This is a genomic window from Arthrobacter sp. C152 (genome assembly GCF_054890965.1).
In genome coordinates, this window is record NZ_JBTZSU010000001.1 from 226,870 (window position 1) to 245,586 (window position 18,717).

General features: G+C 67.8%; 15 protein-coding genes and 2 riboswitches. Of the genes, 11 read left to right on the plus strand and 4 right to left on the minus strand.

Annotated features, from left to right (window positions below; genetic code table 11):
• Positions 1 to 153: 153 nt before the first annotated feature.
• Entirely contained in the window at positions 154 to 735 is a 582-nt protein-coding gene (locus ACYSM9_RS00915; RefSeq protein WP_461855097.1) for a hypothetical protein, read from the plus strand.
• A gap of 26 nt (positions 736 to 761) precedes the next feature.
• Here ACYSM9_RS00915 and ACYSM9_RS00920 read toward each other — a convergent pair whose 3' ends face one another.
• Positions 762 to 1,673 carry a LysR family transcriptional regulator gene (locus ACYSM9_RS00920; RefSeq protein WP_461855098.1) on the minus strand — a complete coding sequence of 304 codons (912 nt, stop codon included), beginning with the start codon at positions 1,671 to 1,673 and terminating at the stop codon, positions 762 to 764.
• A 154-nt stretch (positions 1,674 to 1,827) separates the two neighbouring features.
• On the opposite strand from ACYSM9_RS00920, the gene tdh reads away from it, so the two are divergent.
• The 6 genes from tdh (at position 1,828) to ACYSM9_RS00950 (ending at position 8,202) form a co-directional block, all read left to right on the plus strand.
• Positions 1,828 to 2,874: an L-threonine 3-dehydrogenase gene (gene tdh, locus ACYSM9_RS00925; RefSeq protein WP_461855099.1), complete on the plus strand. Its 1,047-nt coding sequence runs from the start codon at positions 1,828 to 1,830 to the stop codon at positions 2,872 to 2,874.
• An 8-nt stretch (positions 2,875 to 2,882) separates the two neighbouring features.
• The gene (locus ACYSM9_RS00930; RefSeq protein WP_461855100.1) at positions 2,883 to 4,079 is read left to right on the plus strand and encodes a glycine C-acetyltransferase; all 1,197 of its coding nucleotides are present in this window, start codon (positions 2,883 to 2,885) and stop codon (positions 4,077 to 4,079) included.
• 84 nt (positions 4,080 to 4,163) lie between these two features.
• Positions 4,164 to 5,267, plus strand: coding sequence for an NAD(P)/FAD-dependent oxidoreductase (locus tag ACYSM9_RS00935; protein WP_461855101.1), 1,104 nt, complete (start codon positions 4,164 to 4,166; stop codon positions 5,265 to 5,267).
• Between the two features lie 11 nt (positions 5,268 to 5,278).
• Positions 5,279 to 6,490, plus strand: a complete 1,212-nt coding sequence (gene hutI / locus ACYSM9_RS00940) for an imidazolonepropionase (protein WP_461855102.1) — start codon at positions 5,279 to 5,281, stop codon at positions 6,488 to 6,490.
• 100 nt (positions 6,491 to 6,590) lie between these two features.
• Complete coding sequence (locus tag ACYSM9_RS00945) at positions 6,591 to 7,379, plus strand: DeoR/GlpR family DNA-binding transcription regulator (protein WP_461855103.1); 789 nt, start codon at positions 6,591 to 6,593, stop codon at positions 7,377 to 7,379.
• Positions 7,380 to 7,422: 43 nt separating this feature from the next.
• Complete coding sequence (locus ACYSM9_RS00950) at positions 7,423 to 8,202, plus strand: CPBP family intramembrane glutamic endopeptidase (RefSeq protein ID WP_461855104.1); 780 nt, start codon at positions 7,423 to 7,425, stop codon at positions 8,200 to 8,202.
• 31 nt (positions 8,203 to 8,233) lie between these two features.
• Here ACYSM9_RS00950 and ACYSM9_RS00955 read toward each other — a convergent pair whose 3' ends face one another.
• The 3 genes from ACYSM9_RS00955 to ACYSM9_RS00965 all read right to left on the minus strand — a co-directional run bounded on the left by ACYSM9_RS00955 (position 8,234) and on the right by ACYSM9_RS00965 (position 12,951).
• Positions 8,234 to 9,907 carry an HNH endonuclease signature motif containing protein gene (locus tag ACYSM9_RS00955; protein ID WP_461855105.1) on the minus strand — a complete coding sequence of 558 codons (1,674 nt, stop codon included), beginning with the start codon at positions 9,905 to 9,907 and terminating at the stop codon, positions 8,234 to 8,236.
• A gap of 286 nt (positions 9,908 to 10,193) precedes the next feature.
• Positions 10,194 to 10,832, minus strand: coding sequence for a VOC family protein (locus tag ACYSM9_RS00960; RefSeq protein WP_461855106.1), 639 nt, complete (start codon positions 10,830 to 10,832; stop codon positions 10,194 to 10,196).
• A gap of 112 nt (positions 10,833 to 10,944) precedes the next feature.
• The gene (locus ACYSM9_RS00965) at positions 10,945 to 12,951 is read right to left on the minus strand and encodes a S8 family serine peptidase (protein WP_461855107.1); all 2,007 of its coding nucleotides are present in this window, start codon (positions 12,949 to 12,951) and stop codon (positions 10,945 to 10,947) included.
• Positions 12,952 to 13,183: 232 nt separating this feature from the next.
• A riboswitch (SAM riboswitch) is annotated at positions 13,184 to 13,299 on the plus strand.
• A 43-nt stretch (positions 13,300 to 13,342) separates the two neighbouring features.
• Between ACYSM9_RS00965 and ACYSM9_RS00970 the strand changes: the two genes are divergently transcribed.
• The 4 genes from ACYSM9_RS00970 (at position 13,343) to ACYSM9_RS00985 (ending at position 18,707) form a co-directional block, all read left to right on the plus strand.
• Positions 13,343 to 14,668: a bifunctional o-acetylhomoserine/o-acetylserine sulfhydrylase gene (locus tag ACYSM9_RS00970; RefSeq protein WP_461855108.1), complete on the plus strand. Its 1,326-nt coding sequence runs from the start codon at positions 13,343 to 13,345 to the stop codon at positions 14,666 to 14,668.
• 84 nt (positions 14,669 to 14,752) lie between these two features.
• Positions 14,753 to 14,868: riboswitch (SAM riboswitch) on the plus strand.
• Positions 14,869 to 14,880: 12 nt separating this feature from the next.
• The gene (metX, locus tag ACYSM9_RS00975) at positions 14,881 to 15,996 is read left to right on the plus strand and encodes a homoserine O-acetyltransferase MetX (RefSeq protein ID WP_461855109.1); all 1,116 of its coding nucleotides are present in this window, start codon (positions 14,881 to 14,883) and stop codon (positions 15,994 to 15,996) included.
• 178 nt (positions 15,997 to 16,174) lie between these two features.
• Positions 16,175 to 17,557 carry an MFS transporter gene (locus tag ACYSM9_RS00980; protein WP_461855110.1) on the plus strand — a complete coding sequence of 461 codons (1,383 nt, stop codon included), beginning with the start codon at positions 16,175 to 16,177 and terminating at the stop codon, positions 17,555 to 17,557.
• A gap of 10 nt (positions 17,558 to 17,567) precedes the next feature.
• The gene (locus tag ACYSM9_RS00985; protein WP_461855111.1) at positions 17,568 to 18,707 is read left to right on the plus strand and encodes a zinc-binding dehydrogenase; all 1,140 of its coding nucleotides are present in this window, start codon (positions 17,568 to 17,570) and stop codon (positions 18,705 to 18,707) included.
• Positions 18,708 to 18,717: the final 10 nt, after the last annotated feature.

Sequence of the window (18,717 nt, forward strand, 5' to 3'; positions counted from 1 at the left end):
CCCCAACTGGGTCGCAGTTAATGTCGTTTTGAGCCCTCAAAACGACAACAACTGCGACCCAGTTGGGTTTAAAAGTACTGTGGCTGCGCGTCCCGGCCGGACTTACACTGGAGCCCACAGGGCGCCGAAGCCCACGGCACGGGAGGAACAGCGATGGCGGTCCGGGATCCACTGAGGATGCGCAAGACCATGCTTGCCGGGGCCGTGGCCCTGGCCCTGACCGGGACTGGGGCGGCAATCGCCTGGTCGGCCACCGGAACACCGGCGCCGTCGCCCTCGCCGTCGCAGTCCGCGCCCGGACGGGACACTGCGCCGGGCCAGCACATGAAGGCCCAGCGTCCGCAGCCACTGCACGGTGAGGGCGTGGTCAAGAACCCCGACGGAACCTTCCAGACCGTCCTCGAGCAGCGGGGAACCGTGGAGTCCGTCAGCGACTCGGCCATCACCGTCAAGAGCGAGGACGGCTTTTCCCAGGCCTACGCTGTCAACGGCGACACCAGGATCACCGTTATTCCAAAGGCCGACGACGGGACGCGGGCCAAGCCTGCGGACGGAACCATCGCGGACATCGCCGCCGGGGATACCGTGCGCATCGCCGGCGTCAAGGATGGAGACAAGGCTACGGCGAAGAGGATCGTCAAGGGCGCCGGCGATGGCCCGGGCCTTGGGCTGGGCCGCGGCCATGGACACGGCCACGGCAAGGGGATGGGCCGGGGCAATAACCAGGGGGCGTGACGCCGGCTGTAGCCAAGAGGTATCCCTCAGCCCTGCTGCACCAGCCCCGCCATGATGTCCTCCAACGCCTCACAGACCATGACGACTGACCTCCGCTTAAGGTTCTCCGGCCTGGCCAGCAGGTCGATCCGCCGCCGGGTGCTGATGCCCTCCAGCGGCCGCAGCACGATGTCGGGGTTGAGGACCGGCCCCGCGGTGTAGCGGGGCAGCAGGCCCACCACGCCGCCGGCCGCCACGAGCGCCGCGACGGTCGAGTAGTCATTGATGCGGTGGATGATGTTCGGCTCCCGGCTGGAGACGGCGGCGACGGCGGACAGGACGTCGGCGGGGGAGTATCCGGGGTGGCTGGTCACCCAGGCCTCGCCGCCGACGTCGTCCGCGGTCACGGTGTCCTGCCTCGCGAGGTGATGGCCGGCGGGCAGCGCCACATCCAGCGGCTCGTGGGCCAGCGGAATCACGGCCACGCGCTCGGCGGGCCAGCGCGGGCTGTGGTCCATGCGGTGGGCCAGCACCAGGTCATACCGGGCGGTGAGCGCCGGGAAGTCCTGCTGGGCAACGTCCTCGTCGGACAGCTCGATCCTGGGGTGCCCGGGCAGGTCCAGCATGCGGGCCAGCGGCGCGAACAACGCCTGGCCCGCACTGTGGAAGCCGCTGACCGTCACCCTGCCTGCCGGCGAGCCGTGGTAGTTGCCGAGGGCGCCGCGGGCGTCAGCCATGGCGCTGACGACGGCGGCACCTGCGTCGGCGAGCACCTGGCCGGCCTCGGTCAGCACCAGGTTCCTGCCCTCCTTGCGGGTCAGCGGCACCTCCACCGTCCGCTGCAGGTGGGCCAGTTGCTGCGAGACCGCCGACGGCGTGACCATGAGGGTATCTGCCACCGCTTTCACGCTGCCCAGAGCGCCCAGTTCCCGCAGAATCTCCAGCTGATGAATCTCCACCCTTCCAGTGTAGGCGTAAGCAATTCCTACATCGTCGATTGAGAAAATCACGGTTGTGCTAACGCGTTGCGGGGGCTGTAATGAGGAGGACAGCACCCCTGCCCGCGCAGGGAAACGTGCGGCTACAAGCGCAGAACAACAAGTAAGGACGCCAATGAAGGCCCTGTACAAGTCCGGCCCACATGCCGGCTTCGAGCTGGTGGACCGGCCGGAACCCGAAGCCGGCCCGGCGGACGTCAAGATCCGGGTCGTGACCACCGGCATCTGCGGCACCGACCTGCACATCCAGTCCTGGGATTCCTGGGCGCAGGGCATGATCGAGGCTCCCCTCATCGCCGGGCACGAGTTCTACGGCGAAGTGGTGGAAGTGGGCGCGGAGGTGCGCGACGTCAAGGTGGGCGACCGGGTCTCCGGCGAGGGCCACATCGTCTGCGGCATCTGCCGGAACTGCCGGGCCGGGCGCCGGCAGATGTGCATCCACACGGTCAGCGTGGGTGTGCAGCGTGACGGCGCCTTCGCCGAGTACGTGGTGATCCCCGAGACCAACGTCTGGGTCCACCACGACCCCTCCGTCACGCCGGAGCTCGGCGCGGTCTTCGATCCCTTCGGCAACGCCACGCACACCGCCCTGAGCTTCCCGCTGGTGGGCGAGGACGTCCTCATCACCGGCGCCGGGCCGATCGGCCTGATGGCCATCGCCGTGGCCCGACACGCAGGCGCACGCAAGATCGCCATCACGGACGTTTCCCGCCCGCGGCTGGACCTCGCCCGCCGCCTCGGCGCCGACCTTGCCATCGACGTCTCCACCACCCGGGTGCGCGACGCCCAGCGTGAGCTGGGCATGCGGGAGGGCTTCGACGTCGGAATGGAAATGTCCGGCCACCCCTCCGCCCTGCCTGAGATGATCGACAACATGAACCACGGCGGCCGGATCGCCATGCTGGGGCTGCCCAGCCAGGAGATCACCATCGACTGGGGCAAGGTGGTCACCCACATGCTCACGCTGAAGGGCATCTACGGCCGCGAGATGTACGAAACCTGGTACGCCATGAGCGCCATGCTCTCCTCCAACCCCGTGCTGCACGCAGGCATCTCCGCCGTGGTCACCGACACCCTGCCGGCCACGGAATGGGAGAAGGGCTTCGACCTTGCCCGCAGCGGCGGAAGCGGCAAAGTTGTCCTCGACTGGACCCGACTGTAAGGAACCCCATGTACACCTCCATCAAGGACCAGCTGCGCGAAGAGCTGGACGAGATCCGCACCGCAGGGCTCTACAAGACCGAACGCAGCATCACCTCGCCGCAGTCAAGCCACATCACCGCAGGTCGGATCGGGTCCCCGGGCGCTGACGTGCTGAACTTCTGCGCCAACAACTACCTGGGCCTGGCGGACCACCCGGACATCATCGGCGCGGCCAAGGCCGCCATGGATGAGCGGGGTTTCGGCATGGCCAGCGTCCGCTTCATCTGCGGCACGCAGGACCTCCACCTGGCGCTGGAGGCCAGGGTCTCGAAGTTCCTGGGCACCGAGGACACGATCCTGTTCTCCAGCTGCTTCGATGCCAACGGCGGCGTCTTCGAGTCGCTGTTCGGGGCGGAGGACGCCATCATCTCCGACGCCCTCAACCATGCCTCCATCATCGACGGGATCCGGCTCTGCAAGGCCCGCCGCTACCGGTACGCCAACCAGGACATGGCCGAGCTTGAGGCGCGGCTGCAGGAGGCACAGGACGCGCGCCGGAAGATCATCGTCACCGACGGCGTGTTCTCCATGGACGGCTTCCTGGCACCGCTGGAGGCCATCTGCGACCTCGCCGAGAAGTACGGCGCCCTGGTCATGGTGGACGATTCCCACGCCGTGGGCTTCATGGGAGCCACCGGTGCGGGCACCCCGGAACACGCCGGCGTGTCGGACCGGGTGGACATCTACACCGGCACGTTCGGCAAGGCCCTGGGCGGTGCCTCCGGCGGCTACGTCTCGGGCCGCCGCGAGATTGTGGCCATGCTGCGCCAGAAGGCCCGGCCCTATCTGTTCTCCAACTCCGTGGCCCCCGCCATCGTTGCCGCCACGCTCAAGGCCCTGGACCTGGTGGAAAACTCCGGGGACCTGCGGAGCCGGCTCTTTGAGAATGCAGCACTGTTCCGGCGCCGCATGACCGAGGAAGGCTTCGACCTGCTGCCCGGCGAGCATGCCATCGTTCCGGTGATGTTCGGCGACGCCGTGATGGCCGCGAAGGTGGCCGACCGGATGCTGCAGCACGGCGTCTTTGTCACCGCCTTCAGCTTCCCCGTGGTTCCGCGGGGTGCCGCGCGGATCCGGGTGCAGCTGTCCGCCGCGCATTCAGCGGACGACGTCGAAGCGTGCGTGCGTGCCTTCGTCGCCAGCCGGGGCGAAGCAGCAGGCTGACGCCAGTTCCCGTCTGGCAGATTCGTGCTGGCACGTTCCGGCAGGCAGGGTCCGGGACGTGCCAAACTCTGCAAGGATGGTCCGATGGCAGCTCATTACGATGTCCTGATTGTGGGCGGCGGCATTGCCGGCCTGTCCCTGGCCTCGGCGCTGGCCGGCCGCTGCAGCGTTGCCCTGGTGGAAGCTGAACAGGAGCTGGCGTACCACACGTCCTCCCGGTCGGCCCGCCAGCTGATTCCCAGCTACGGGCCGCCGGTGGTCCAGGAACTGACCCTGCGGACACTTGAGCTGATCGGGGCCCGGGACAAGGAACTGCCCGAACCGGTCCTGGAGCCGCGCAGCTTCATGCTGGTGGGCTCTGTCGATGATGTGGCTGCGGAGTCGAGCGGCCACATGCAGCCCATCACTGTGGAGCGTGCGGTTGAACTGTGCCCGGGGCTGCTGCCGGGCACCTTCGCGGCCGCGGGCCTGGACACCGGTTCGTTCGGCTGCAACGCGCCCCTGCTGCTGGAAGACCACCGGCAGCGGGCGGCTTCCGCCGGAGCGGACATCATCACCGGCGCCCGCGTCCACTCGGCGCAGAGGTTGGGCTCCGGCTGGCAGGTGGGAGCCGGCGCGGAGGGCTTCGACGTGGGGGTCCTGGTCAACGCGGCCGGCGCCTGGGGGGACGAACTCGCGGTGCTCAGCGGCGTGGAAAAGCTGGGCCTGCAGCCGTACCGGCGCACGGCGGCGATTGCCGCCGTCGAACATTCCCTGCCGCTGTCCAGCCCGATGGTGGCGGCAGCGGACAACACGTACTATTTCCGCCGCGAAGGCGATGACGTACTCATCTCGCCGTCAGAGCACGTGGCCAGCGGTCCGGAGGACGCCCGGCCGCGGCCGGGGGATGTGGAGCGCCTGGTGGAGCGGCTGAATGCCGTGACCCGGCTGGGGATCACCGGGATCCGCCGGGCCTGGACCGGCCTGCGGACCGAAGCCGCGGACGGCGTGCCGGTGGCCGGGTTCGACGCCGAAGCTCCGGGCTTCTATTGGCTCGCAGGGCAGGGCGGGTACGGGTTCCAGACGTCCTCGGCCATGGCGGAACTTGCCGCGGACCAGATCCTGGCCGGTCAGGGCGCCGGCGTGGCGGGTCCGGCATCCCGGACAGCGGAGTTCCTGGCGGCGACCCGCTGGTCCATCCGGCGCTGAAGAATGGTCCCATGAGCACCCTGATCACCAACATTTCAGAGCTGATGACGCAGGACCTGGAACACCGGGTCCTGAAGGATGCCGCGGTGGTGATGGAGGGGGAGCGGATCTCGTGGATCGGTCCCGCAGCCGGTGCACCCGCCGCGGATGACGCCGTCGACGCCGGGGGGCGGGCCCTGCTGCCGGGCTGGGTGGACTCCCACACCCACCTGCTGTTCGCCGGGGACCGGACGGCAGAGTTCGAGGCGCGGATGGCCGGCGAGTCGTATTCGGCCGGCGGCATCGCCGTCACCATGAGCGCCACCAGGGGTACCTCGGATTTCGACCTCACGCGGTTGGCGCTGGGCCGGGTGGCCGAGGCCGTCTCGCAGGGTACGACGTACCTGGAAACCAAGACCGGCTACGGCCTGGATGTGGAACATGAGGCACGCAGTGCGCGCATTGCCTCCACCGTCGCCGACCAGGTGACCTTCCTGGGTGCCCACCTGGTTCCCGCCGGGGAGGATGCCGAGGCCTATACGGATCTGGTGTGCGGGCCCATGCTCGCCGCCGTCCGCCCCTACGCCCAGTGGGCGGACGTGTTCTGCGAGGAAGGGGCCTTCACTGCCGAGCAGTCGCGCCGGGTGCTCCTCGCCTGCCGGGAGGCCGGTTTGGGCCTGCGCGTACACGGCAACCAGCTCGGGGAGGGGCCAGGGGTGCAGTTGGCCGTGGAGTTGGGCGCCGCCAGCGTGGACCACGTCAACTACCTTGCGGACCAGGACGTCAAGGCGCTGGCCGGGTCCTGGTCCGGCTGGGACCCGGGCACCGGGACCGGGGAACGGGGGACCGTGGCCACCTGCCTGCCCGCCTGCGACCTCTCCACCCGCCAGGCGCTGGCCCCGGCCCGGGCCCTCCTGGATGCCGGAGTCCAGGTGGCGCTGGCTTCCAACTGCAACCCGGGCACGTCCTACACCAGCTCGATGGCGTTCTGCGTCACCACCGCGGTGCTGCAGATGAACCTGAGCGTGCACGAGGCCGTGCGCGCAGCCACCTACGGAGGCGCCCTCGCGCTGCACCGGGAAACGGGCAGGGATGCCGACGGCGAACGCGCCGTGGGGTCCATCGCCGTCGGGCACCGGGCCGATCTGCACCTGCTGAACGCCCCGTCCGCCACGCATCTCGCTTACCGTCCCGGCATGCCGTTGACGTACGCTGTGTGGCGGGCAGGAGTCCGGGCCCGGTAGAAGCTTTCGCTTCGGTTGACTTAAATTGATTATTTTGAATGGGTTATAATCAAGAAACGTCATCCGGAGGGGTGGCTGCACTACCGAAAGGCCTCCCTGCATGACCCGCACCGACCGGCTGACGGCGATTCTCGACCTGCTGGCGAGGACCGGCCAGGTGGAAGTGGACGAGATCGTCAGCACCCTCAATGTCTCGCCCGCAACGGCGCGGCGGGACCTGGACAGCCTGGCCAAGCGGCGGCTGCTGACGCGCACCCGCGGCGGGGCGACCACCGGGGCGCTGGCGTACGACCTGCCCGGCCGCTACAACCGGGACGACCACGCCGAAGCCAAGGAGCAGATTGCCCAGTGCGCGTCGGCCCTGATCAAACCGGGGGCCGTGATCGGCCTTTGCGGCGGAACGACCAGCACCGCCCTCGCCCAGATCCTGGCCACCCGGGAGGACCTCAACGCCCCCTCCAACCAGCCCACCCTCACCGTGGTCACCAATGCCATCAATATCGCCGGACAACTTGCGGTGCGGCCCAACATCAAAGTCATGGTGACCGGCGGCATCCTCAACCCGCGGTCCTATGAACTGGTCGGACCATATACCGACATCATCATGCAGAAAGTTGTGCTGGACATCGCGTTCATCGGGGTCAACGGGATCGATCCAGAGGTGGGTCCGACCAATACCGGCGAGGGGGAGGCCTCGGTCAACGCCCTGCTGGCAAGCCGGGCCCGGATCTCCTATGTCATCGCCGACTCCTCGAAGGTGGGTGTCCGGGCCTTCGCCACCATGGACGGCTACAACTTCACCCGGCTGATCACCGACTCCGGCATTTCGCCCCGGGACAAGGCGGCCTTCGAGGCCAACGGCACGGAAGTGATCGTCGCCCCGGCCTGAGTCAGATCAGGCCGGATCCAGAAACTGCAGGCAAGATGGGAACATGCTGGTTCCCTCCCGCCGTCGCATGCGGCTCGAAGTCTGGATTGTCCTGGGCCTGTCCCTGGGCCAGTCCGCCGTCTATTCCGTGGTGCAGTTGCTGGACAAGATGACCCGGGCGCCGCTGGCCCAGGGCACATCCACGTTGAACCGGTCGCAGAGCACGCGTGAGTACTTCGACCTGACGTACCAACTGCTGGACATCATTTTCGCGCTGGTTCCCGTCATGCTGGTGCTCTACTTCCTCACGGACCATCGCCAGGTCGCTCCTGGCGATGCCGCCGGACAGGGTTCTGCCTTCCGGAAACTTGGGTTCAACTTCGCACGGCCCGGGAAGGATGCCCTGCAGGGGCTGGGGCTGGCGGCGCTGATCGGCATCTCATCCTTGGGGCTGTACGCCGCCGGCCGCGCACTGGGAATCACTACCGCTATCATCCCCAGCGGCCTGGATGCCTACTGGTGGACCGTTCCGGTCCTGATCCTGTCCGCCATTCGGCACGGCGTCGTGGAGGAAGTCATCGTGGTGGGCTACCTCCTGGACCGCTTCGGGAAGTTCGGCTGGAGCACGCCGCTCGCCATCGCCGCGAGCTCGCTTCTGCGCGGGAGCTACCACCTCTACCAGGGATTCGGGCCCTTTATCGGCAACGCGGTCATGGGGGTCGTCTTCGCCTGGATCTACACCCGCACCAAGCGGGTCATGCCCCTTGTCATCGCCCACGCGCTGCTGGACATCGTGGCGTTCGTCGGGTTCAGCCTCTTCGGCAAGGCAGTGGGGTTGGGGTAGCAGGGTCCGATCCCGGGGCGCATTGCCAGCGTCAGACCAGCGACAGCACCGATTGCCATTCCGGTTGTGGGTCCGGGGGCATAGCGAACGGCTTGGAGAAGAATTCCGCCCAGAGGGGGTCGTCTGGTGACAAGTCGCCGGGATCGATGAGGGTGTCGTCATCCGGCTCCCACTGCGGGACGTCCCCGGGGCTGGCACCTTCACCCGGGCCGGCCGCAAACATCATCCAATAAGGCCAGTGGGGTGGTTCGGGGTCGTGTTGTTCGGCTGGGTAGTGGCGGCCGGAGGGTGAGGTCCAGCCGGGTGGTTCGTTGATGGTGGCCGGGGTAGGCGTCCAGCCGGAGTTATGTTTGAGGCGGTGGTGCTTGGGGCAGAGTTGTCCCAGGTTGGAGGCTCCGGTGGTGCCGTCGTGTTGCCAGGCGGTGAGGTGGTCGGTGTCGTTGTCGGCGGTGAGGTTGTTGCAGCCGGGGAAGGTGCACTTGCTGTCCCGCATCCTGATCCAGCGTTTGATGGTTTCGGGGAGCCGGTAGCTTCTGCGGCCGATTTCCAGGGGTGCCCCGTCGGCCGGGTCGACGAGGACGCGGTAGAACGAATCGGCCCCGTCGGCGAGAAGTTTGCGGGCCATGGAGGCGGGGATCGGTCCGTGGCCGTCGAGGATGGCGGGTTCGTCGGTGACGCCGAAGGCGGAGAACACCGGAACCATCACCAGCACATCAGCCCTTGGGACGGGGACCTGGCCGAGGGCCGTGGTTCCTGGGTGCGGGGAAAGGCCATCCCCGGAGCCGGTGGTTCCGGAGCTCGTGTCGCCCGAGCTGATGGTTCCGGAGCTGGCGGTTCCGGCGCTGGTGGTTCCGGCGCCGAGCAGCAGGCTGGCGGCGATGTCGGGGCGGAGCTGGCTGAGGGTGCGGGGTTCGTCGGGGCCTTGGAGGCCGCGGGCGATGGCGGTGGTGCGGTTCCAGATCGCCGAGGCGGTGACCCCGGGGACATGGAGTGAGATCCAGGCCATGCCGTCTTTGTCCGGGCGGTATTCCATCCGCCGGTCCGCGGCGCTTTTGGTGTGGCGTTCCTCGATCGATTCGGGGTGGTGGCGTTCGCGCCAGGTACGGGCCTTGGCCCGGAACCGGGACGGGACCAGGTCGCCGGGGGCGGCGCCGCGGGCCGGGTTCGGGGCGCCGGGGTCGAAGAAGTGCGCCACCAGGGACGCGGCCCCGGCGGGGCTGAGGCCTTCGGTTTCATCGACGATGACTTTTGCGTGCTGCCACGACACCGCCCCGGCAGCCAAAGCGTCCATGACCGGCGGCAGCGAACAGACCTGCTGCGCCTGGTGCACGAACGCCCCCGCAGCCGCGGAGGTGATGGTGAGGACCCCGGCGATCTCCTCGACCGCGGACATTTCGGTGTAGGTGCGTTCCGGCACGGACGCGTCCGGCGGGGTCATGGCCTGCTGGATGCGGATGGATTCGGCAGCGTCCTGCGCTTTAGCGGCGGCAATCATGGCCTCCAGCTTCGAATACCCGGCCAGCCGCTCCAGCCGGATCCCGTACTGCCGCTGCAGCACATCCACCCCAGCAGCACCTGTACCAGAAGCACCCTCCGAGGAAAGCACAGCCTCCTCCAGGAACAGCGCATCGAGGGCAGCAACAGAGGCACGAACACCCTCCATCGCTGCCGCCGAACCCCTCACTGCGCCCCTGCTGATTCCCATACGAACATCATCCAACGAGGGTGTGACATTCAGACCTGGATCGCGCGCCCGCCGCAGTTCACTGCTGCCAACGGGCCTTGGGGAACCTCACCGGAAAATCAGCTGCGCCACCGTGAAAAGCGCGCGGCACTTTCCCGCATGCCGCCGTCGTACCGATCGCTTAAATGAATTCGGCAGCCATGTGGTGGTGACGCCGTTGTCACCACCACATGGCTGCCGAAGCCGGTCCAGGCACAAGCCCGGTTACCCCACCACCCTGAGAAGCGGAGAGGGGCTGGCTGGAGGGTCAGATGGTGACTGCCCCGTTAGCGGTTTCGAATGTCACGGACATGATCCCGGGAGTGCCGTGCGGAGCAACCCAGTCCACTGCCACGTCTTCGAGCGGCCGCTCGACGGGCTCGCCCAGCCATTCGGTAACGCGTTCCGCGGAACCGGCGATGGTCAGGGAGCTCATCTTGACATTGCTCTGGTAGGCGTTGGACGGGTGCAGGGACGGGTCGCCCTCCCACTTGAGCATGTAGGGAACCTGCGGATCGGCGATCAGGCCCAGGATGCCGATTTGCTTCCACACCAGTTCGCGGCCGTCCGGGAACTTGCGGTTGCCGTTGACCGCGGCCCGGCCCAGGCGCTCCTCGAACGGGGCGAGGTCGTCAACTTCGACGCACCAGCCCATCCAGCCGCCGCCGGCTGCCGAACGGGCACGCACTGCCTGTCCGAACGGGGCCTTGTCCGAGGCGGGGTGGTCCAGGACCTCCACAACTTCAAGGTATTTGTGCCCGGCGAGCGGGATGATCATATTCCGGGTTCCGAACCGGGGGTGGACCCCGCCCTTCACTGCCTCAACGCCGAGGGCAGATGAAATACGTTCGGTAGTGGCCGCGAGGCCATCGTGTTCACAGGCGTAAGAGACGTGATCCATGCGCATGCCAACATCTTGGCACTTTGTGATCGGGCTCTCAGCTAAGGGTACCCTTACTGGATTCACGTCCCTTGGCATCGCCGCATTTTCCGGAGCCGAGGCAACCTTTTGTTCCACGTCAGGCGTACGCGATCGACACGCTTCCCGAACGCCAGGTGATCCGTCCGCCCTGGAAGTCTTGTGCATACCCCCCGCCACCGGCGGCGTATTCCCCCGTGGTCGGATAGCCGAGGCGGCCACCCTCCGAGCCCTGGCCGACCCAGGCGGACCTGATGCCACCGGTGACGATGCGCGCACCCGAAGCGGGGGACCACACCACTTCGCCGCCCTGGAAGTACTGCTTCGCACCGCCTCCCACGAGACCGCCTATTTCGTCGGTAGTGGGGTAGCCGAGGCCGCTGGCCGGGCCGCCTGCGTTGTCCCAGGTGGCGCCGATGCCGCCCTTGGTGATGTGTGAGCCGGTGGCGGCGTTCCAGGAGATCTTGCCGTATTGGAAGCCCTGCATGACGCCGCCGGGTATCGGGGCATATTCATCGGTGGTGGGGTAGCCGAGGCCGCTGAGGGGGCCGCCTGCGTTGTCCCAGGTGGCGCCGATGCCGCCCTTGGTGATGCGGGATCCGGTGGCGGCGTTCCACGAGATCTTGCCGAACTGGAAGTTTTGCATCACGCCGCCGGGCATGGGTGAGTATTCGTCCGAGGTGGGGTAGCCCAGGTCGCCGTCCTGCGCGCCGCTGCCCTTCCAGGTGGTGTTGATGCCGTTGACGACGGCGAACGCACCCGTGCCGGGCAGGTAGGTGATGATTCCGTGCTCGAACTCCTGGTAGGAGCCCCCAAACCGCTGGTTCGTTACCTCGTTGGCGATGGGAAGCCCAACGATGCCGGACACTTCGGCGTACTTATCCCCGATGGGACCCTGCACCGGGTAGGTGCCCTTGTTTGCCGCCGGCGGCACCACGTGCAGCAGACGGTTCGGTGTTCCGGAACTGGCATTGGAGATCGTTCCTGTGACGGACGAGGAATTCAGTGCCGCAGCAACCTGTGACGGGGTCAGCGACGGGTTCTGGGACAGCAGCAGCGCCGCCGCGCCTGCCACGTGCGGGGTGGCCATGGACGTCCCGCTCAGTGACGCAGTAGCCGTTGACGAGGTGTACCAGGTGGAGGTGATGCCCACGCCCGGTGCGTACAGATCCACGCAACTGCCGAAGTTGGAGAAGCTTGCCTGCCGGTCCGAGGAATCGCTCGCAGCGACAGTGACGGCCGCGGGGACGCGGGACGGGGAGGTGGTGCACGCATCGACGGCGCTGTTGCCGGCGGCGATAATCGCGGGGATGCCGTCACCGATCACCGACTGCACCGCAGCGTCGAGCGTATTGCTGGCCGGGCCGCCGATGCTGAGGTTCACCACAGCCGGTGTTCCGTCGCGGTGGTTGGCCGCCACCCAGTCCAGGCCCGCAATCACGTCCGAGTAGAGGCCGGTACCGTCGCAGGCCAGTGCCCGTACGGGAATGAGGGTGGCGGACTTTGCCATGCCGTAGACAGAGCCGCCGATGGTTCCGGCAACATGGGTCCCGTGGCCGTTGCAGTCGCTGGTCCCCAGCCCGTCATTCTTGGCGGTCCACCCCGCTGCCACCCGGCCGCCGAAGTCGGTGTGCGATGCCAGGATGCCGGTGTCCACCACGTAGACGCTGACGCCCTGCCCGGAGGCGGGAGGCGTGTAGGTTCCGGACAGTGGAAGGGACAGCTGGTCGGTCCGGTCCAGGCCCCAGGGCGCGTTCCGCTCCGTGTCGGAAACCGCGACGACGTAGTCAGGTTCCACGGCCACGGCACGTCCGGAGCGGGTCAGGGCGGCGGCCTGTGCCGGGGTCGCCTCGATGGCTGCGCCCTGCAGGGCCGCTTCGAAGGTGCGGGCGACGCCGATTCCCTGGGCGCGAAGGTTCCTCGCCTCGGCTGCAACATCCGCTCCGGGCGCAAACCGGACGAGGTAACGCCCGGATTCGCTTGCGCCGGGGGTGGCGGGTGCGGCCGATGCCGGGGGAGCGGCCACGAACCCGGCCGCCAGGACGGCAAGGCCAACAGTGAAAGATGGCAGGACGGCGCGAAGAGCCTGGCGCAACGACTGGGGCAACGGAATTCCGATCCTTCTGTGTTTTGGAGAACTGTTTTGTGGAGCTTTCCCGGATCGAATGTAGCGGAGAGGGCAGGGCCGAAAGCCGAACCTCGGGCAATCCTGCGGGTTCCCTGTGGAACTTTGGCCAACTGCGCGCCGGGACTACGCAAACCCTGAACGCCCGGCCACAAAAGTCATAACCGGTCACAATGCTGTTCCCGGCCACCACGCTGTTCCTACACTGGGCCCAGGTCATGAGCGCCAGCACCAAGCCCCGGCTCGCTGGCCGGCAACCCTCCATCCGCGGTGGGGTGCCCCGGGTGAGGACCTGGCTGTCCGGCAACGGCCGGACGGCAAGCGCGGCCCGAGGTGCTCCCAGCATGCCGGGCCCATGTTTAAGGAGCCTTGAATGTCCAACGGATGGTCCTTCGAAACCCGCCAGATCCACGCCGGCCAGGAAGCCGACAGCGCCACGGGCGCCCGCGCGCTTCCGATCTACCAGACAACGTCCTTCGTCTTCCCCACGGCAGAAAGCGCCGCCAACCGGTTCGCCCTGGCGGAACTGGCACCCATCTACACGCGGATCGGCAACCCCACCCAGGACGCCGTGGAGCAGCGCATCGCCAGCCTCGAAGGCGGCCTCGCAGCCCTCCTGCTGAGTTCCGGGCAGGCGGCCGAAACCTTCGCCGTCCTGAACATCGCGGAGGCCGGCGACCACATCGTGGCCAGCCCCAGTCTCTACGGCGGCACCTACAACCTGTTTGCCCACACCCTGAAGAAGTTCGGCATCTCCGTGACCTTCGTGGCGGACCCGGACAACCTGGACCAGTGGCGCGAGGCCGTGCAGCCGAACACCAAGCTCTTCTTCGGTGAGGTGGTCTCCAACCCCCGCCAGGATGTCCTGGACATCGAGGGTGTTTCCGGGGTGGCGCACCAGGCGGGGGTCCCCCTGATCGTGGACAACACCCTGTCCACCCCCTACCTGATCCGTCCTTTGGAGTGGGGAGCGGACATCGTGATCCACTCAGCCACGAAATACCTCGGCGGCCACGGTTCTGCGATCGCAGGCGTCATCGTCGACTCCGGCAGGTTCGACTTCGGCAAGGACCCGGAGAGGTTCCCCGGCTTCAACACCCCGGACCCCACCTACAACGGGCTGGTCTACGCCCGCGACCTCGGTGCCGGCGGCGCCCTCGGGGCGAACCTTTCCTACATTCTCAAGGCCCGGGTCCAGCTGCTGCGCGACCTGGGTTCGGCGGTGTCGCCCTTCAACGCCTTCCTGATTTCCCAGGGCCTGGAGACGCTGAGCCTGCGAGTGGAGCGCCACGTTGCCAACGCCACCGAGGTGGCGCGCTGGCTGGAAGGAAGGGACGACGTCGAATCCGTCGCCTACGCGGGGCTTCCCTCCAGCCCCTGGTACGAGCGTGGCCGCGCGTACGGTCCCAAGGGGACCGGCGCCGTCGTTGCCTTCAACCTCGCCGGCGGCGCCGACGCCGGGAAACGCTTCGTGGACGCCCTGGAACTGCACTCCCATGTGGCCAACATCGGTGACGTACGCTCGCTGGTGATTCACCCGGCGTCGACCACCCACAGCCAGCTCTCCCCGGAGCAGCAGGCCGTTGCCGGCGTGACTCCCGGGCTGGTCCGCCTCTCCGTGGGCCTGGAGCACATCGACGACATCATTGCCGACCTGGAGGCTGGCTTCCGGGCGGCCAAGGGTGCGGCCGGCGCCTAGCGAACAACCGGCAGGCAAGCCGGGAAGGTCACAACCAGTCACACTCTTGGCCCGGAGCGGGGGGTATTTCGTACACTCGAACCAGGTCATGAGTGCCAGTGACAGCCCCGGCTTGCTGGCCGGCAACCCTCCTTCCGCGGTGGGGTGCCCCGGGTGAAGACCTGGCCTGCCGGTCAGACGACGGCGGGCAAGCGCGTAGAAGAGGTCTTGCCATGACGGTTACCGTCGCCCGTACCACCATCCCCGAACACGGAATTGTCCGCTACGCCTCCATCGGGGGCCTGGAGCTGGAGGCCGGCGGCTACCTGCCGGACGTCACTCTGGCCTACGAAACCTGGGGCACGCTGAACGCTGACGGCAGCAACGCGGTCCTGATCGAGCACGCCCTGACCGGCAGCACCCACGTGACCCGGGGCGACACCGACGAAGAAGGCTGGTGGGAGCAGCTCGCCGGGCCGGGCGCCCCCGTGGACACCGACAAGTTCTTCGTGGTCTCCATCAACATCGTGGGCGGTTGCTACGGCTCAACCGGTCCCTCCTCAACTGCACCCGACGGGCGTCCCTGGGGCTCACGCTTCCCGCTGGTGACCCTGCGGGACAGCACCGTTGCCGAAACCAGGCTGGCGGACCACCTGGGGATCGGCAGCTGGTATGCCGTCCTCGGTGGCTCCATGGGCGGCGCCCGCGCCCTGGAATGGGCGGTCAGCTACCCCGAACGGGTGCAGCGGTGCGCAGTCATTTCCGTTGGCGCGGCCAGCACGGCCGAGCAGATCGCATTCGCCCAGGCGCAGACCCTCGCCATCCGGCAGGACCCCAACTTCAACGGCGGCGACTACTACGGCGGCCCGGCCCCGGAGGACGGCCTCGCCCTGGCCAGGCGGATCGCCCACATCACCTACCGGTCGGCGGCGGAACTCGAAGGCCGGTTCGGCCGGGAAGCCCAGGCGCCCGAGTCGCCGTTGCAGGGCGAAGTGCTGGCCGCGCGGGGCCGCTACCAGGTGGAAAGCTACCTGGACCACCAGGGCAACAAGCTTGTCCGGCGCTTCGACGCCAACAGCTACATCGCACTCACCGAGGCGCTGATGAGCCACGACGTCTGCCGGGGACGCGGGCCCTTGGCCGAGACGCTCGCCGGCTCCACCGCGCGGTTCTTCATCGCGGCCGTCGATTCGGACCGGCTCTACTTCCCGTCCCAGTCACGGGAACTGGCCCAGGCGCTGCCGGGCGAGGTGGACGTCCATGTCATCCAGGCCCCGATCGGCCATGACGGGTTCCTGACCGAGATCGGGCAACTCGGGCACCAGCTGCGGAGCACTTTCCTGGTCTGACCTGGCCGCGGGATCCCCGCCCCATGTGCATTTATGCAGATGCCTTCTGCACTATTTGGCGTTGAGGTTGCGCCGCGGGCAGACCATACTCGACAAATCCGGCATTCGTGGTGTGCATCACACCCGGCTGCCTTCGACTGGTCCCCGTGGCGTCGACGACGACGCCGAAGGAGTTCGCATGAGTACGGAAAGCTCCGCCGCAAGGCGCACAGAGGAAACCGACGTCAAGGCCTCAGGCCTGAAAAAGGTGGTGACGGCCTCCATGGCCGGAACCGTGGTGGAATGGTACGAATTCTTCCTCTACGCATCGGCCGCCACCCTGGTCTTCGGGAAGGCCTTCTTCCCCAACGCCGGCACGGAACTGGACGGCATCATTGCCGCCTTCCTCACCTACGCCGTAGGCTTCGTGGCCCGCCCCATCGGCGGCATCGTCTTTGGCCATTTCGGCGACAAGTTCGGCCGCAAGCAGTTGCTGCAGCTGAGCATCATCCTGGTGGGTGTTTCCACCTTCCTCATGGGCTGCCTGCCAACCTTCCAGCAGATCGGTTACTGGGCACCCGCGCTCCTGGTCTTCCTCCGGTTTGCCCAGGGATTTGCCGTCGGCGGAGAGTGGGGCGGCGCCGTCCTCCTGGTAGCTGAGCACAGCCCCAGCAAGTCCCGCGGGTTCTGGGCCAGTTGGCCGCAGTCTGCCGTGCCGCTGGGCAACCTGCTGGCCACGGCCGTCCTCTTCATCCTGTCCTCCACGCTGACCCAGGACGCGTTCCTCGGGTGGGGCTGGCGCGTGGCGTTCTGGCTCTCCGCGGTGATCGTCCTGATCGGGTACTACATCCGCACCAAGGTCAACGACGCGCCCATCTTCCTGGAGGCCCGCAAGGAGGTCGAAACCGGACACAAGGGTTACGGCGTGGCCGAGGTTTTCCGGCGCTACCCCCGCGGCGTCTTCACCGCCATGGGCCTGCGCTTTGCCGAGAACATCCTCTACTACCTTGTGGTGACGTTCTCCATCACGTACCTGAAGACCGTCGTCCAGGCCGACACCACCCGCATCCTCCTGCTGCTGCTCCTTGCCCACGCGCTGCATTTCGCCGTGGTGCCGATGGTCGGCAAGCTATCCGACCGCCTGGGCCGCAAACCCGTCTACCTGGCCGGCGCCATCATGGCCGCCACCTGGGGTTTCTTCGCGTTCCCCATGATGGACACCAAGAACGATTTCGTCATTCTGGCCGCCATCATGATCGGCCTGGTGTTCCACGCCTTCATGTACGCCGGCCAGCCCGCCATCATGGCGGAAATGTTCCCCACCCGGATGCGCTACTCCGGCGTCTCCCTGGGCTACCAGGTGACCTCGATCGTGGCCGGTTCCCTGGCGCCGATCATCGCCGCCTCACTCCTGGGCACCTACAAGTCCTCCCTGCCGGTGGCGGTCTACCTGCTCCTCGCCTGCGCCGTCACCGCCGTCGCGGTCTTCTTCCTGAAGGAAACCCGCGGCATCTCGCTCCACGACGTGGACGCCGCCGACGCCAAGGGTACCGCCGACCTGCTGGCCGCGAGCAAGAAGTAAAAGGGACTGCATGAAAGCCGCCGTCCTGTACGCCACCGTTCCCGCAGCACCTGGCGCGGGAACGGCGAAACCCAGTTATGCAGCTGCCGGGCCTTTGGTGGTCCAGGAACTGGAACAGCCCACACCCCGCGCCGGCGAGCTCGGCGTTGCCATCACCTACTCGAGCCTGTGCCATTCGGACCTGTCGGTGGTGGACGGTTCCCGGGTCCGGCCGCTTCCCATGGCGCTCGGCCACGAGGCGGTGGGCCGCGTCGTCGAGGTCGGCGAGGGGGTGGGCGACGTTGCGGTGGGGGACCATGTGGTGCTGGTCTTCGTGCCCAGCTGCGGCGACTGCCGGGCGTGCCGGGCCGGCCGGCCCGCGCTGTGCCACCGCGCCGCGGAGGTCAACGGTTCCGGCGACCTGCTGCACGGCGAGGCGCTGTTGCGCACGCCCGCGGGGGAGCGCATCAACCACCACCTGGGCGTCTCGGCCTTCGCCGATTACGCCGTGGTGGCACGGGAGTCAGTGGTAGTCATTGACGACGACGTCCCCGACACCGTCGCGGCAATGTTCGGGTGCGCCGTGCTCACCGGAATGGGTGCCGTGCTGAACACGGCCGCCGTCGGCGCCGGGCAGTCAGTGGCTGTCTTCGGCCTCGGCGCGGTGGGCCTGTCTGCGGTGATGGCGGCCCGCCTGGCCGGTGCCGCCAGCGTGATCGCCATCGATCCCAACCAGGGCAAGCACCAGCTGGCCCTCGACGCGGGCGCCACCGCCGTGGGAACGCCGGATGACGCAGCCGGGCTGATCGCGGACGCTGCGGGCGACGGCGTGGACGTCGCCATCGAAGCAGTGGGTTCGGCGGCCGTCATCGCCTCCTGCCTGGAGCAGGTGACCCGGGGCGGGGCCGTGGTGTCGGTGGGGCTGCCGCACCCGTCCGCCACGCTGACAGTGCCGGCACTGCAGTTCGCCGGTGCCGGCAAGCGGCTCCTGGGCTCCTACATGGGCGACGCGGTGCCCATGAGCGACATCCCGAAGTACCTCGGCTACTGGCGCGAGGGCAGGCTGCCGGTTGAGCTGCTCCACACCGATACCCGGCCGCTCGCGGAGATCAACGAGGGGCTGGACGCGCTGGCGTCCGGGCACGTGGTGCGGAGGCTCTTCCAGGCCTAAGCCTCACAGG

Coding starts and splice junctions, on each gene's coding strand:
- ACYSM9_RS00915 (WP_461855097.1), top strand. CDS start 154: ATGGCGGTCCGGGATCCACTGAGGATGCGCAAGACCATGCTTGCCGGG.
- tdh (WP_461855099.1), top strand. CDS start 1,828: ATGAAGGCCCTGTACAAGTCCGGCCCACATGCCGGCTTCGAGCTGGTG.
- ACYSM9_RS00930 (WP_461855100.1), top strand. CDS start 2,883: ATGTACACCTCCATCAAGGACCAGCTGCGCGAAGAGCTGGACGAGATC.
- ACYSM9_RS00935 (WP_461855101.1), top strand. CDS start 4,164: ATGGCAGCTCATTACGATGTCCTGATTGTGGGCGGCGGCATTGCCGGC.
- hutI (WP_461855102.1), top strand. CDS start 5,279: ATGAGCACCCTGATCACCAACATTTCAGAGCTGATGACGCAGGACCTG.
- ACYSM9_RS00945 (WP_461855103.1), top strand. CDS start 6,591: ATGACCCGCACCGACCGGCTGACGGCGATTCTCGACCTGCTGGCGAGG.
- ACYSM9_RS00950 (WP_461855104.1), top strand. CDS start 7,423: ATGCTGGTTCCCTCCCGCCGTCGCATGCGGCTCGAAGTCTGGATTGTC.
- ACYSM9_RS00955 (WP_461855105.1), bottom strand. CDS start 9,907: ATGGGAATCAGCAGGGGCGCAGTGAGGGGTTCGGCGGCAGCGATGGAG.
- ACYSM9_RS00960 (WP_461855106.1), bottom strand. CDS start 10,832: ATGCGCATGGATCACGTCTCTTACGCCTGTGAACACGATGGCCTCGCG.
- ACYSM9_RS00970 (WP_461855108.1), top strand. CDS start 13,343: ATGTCCAACGGATGGTCCTTCGAAACCCGCCAGATCCACGCCGGCCAG.
- metX (WP_461855109.1), top strand. CDS start 14,881: ATGACGGTTACCGTCGCCCGTACCACCATCCCCGAACACGGAATTGTC.
- ACYSM9_RS00980 (WP_461855110.1), top strand. CDS start 16,175: ATGAGTACGGAAAGCTCCGCCGCAAGGCGCACAGAGGAAACCGACGTC.
- ACYSM9_RS00985 (WP_461855111.1), top strand. CDS start 17,568: ATGAAAGCCGCCGTCCTGTACGCCACCGTTCCCGCAGCACCTGGCGCG.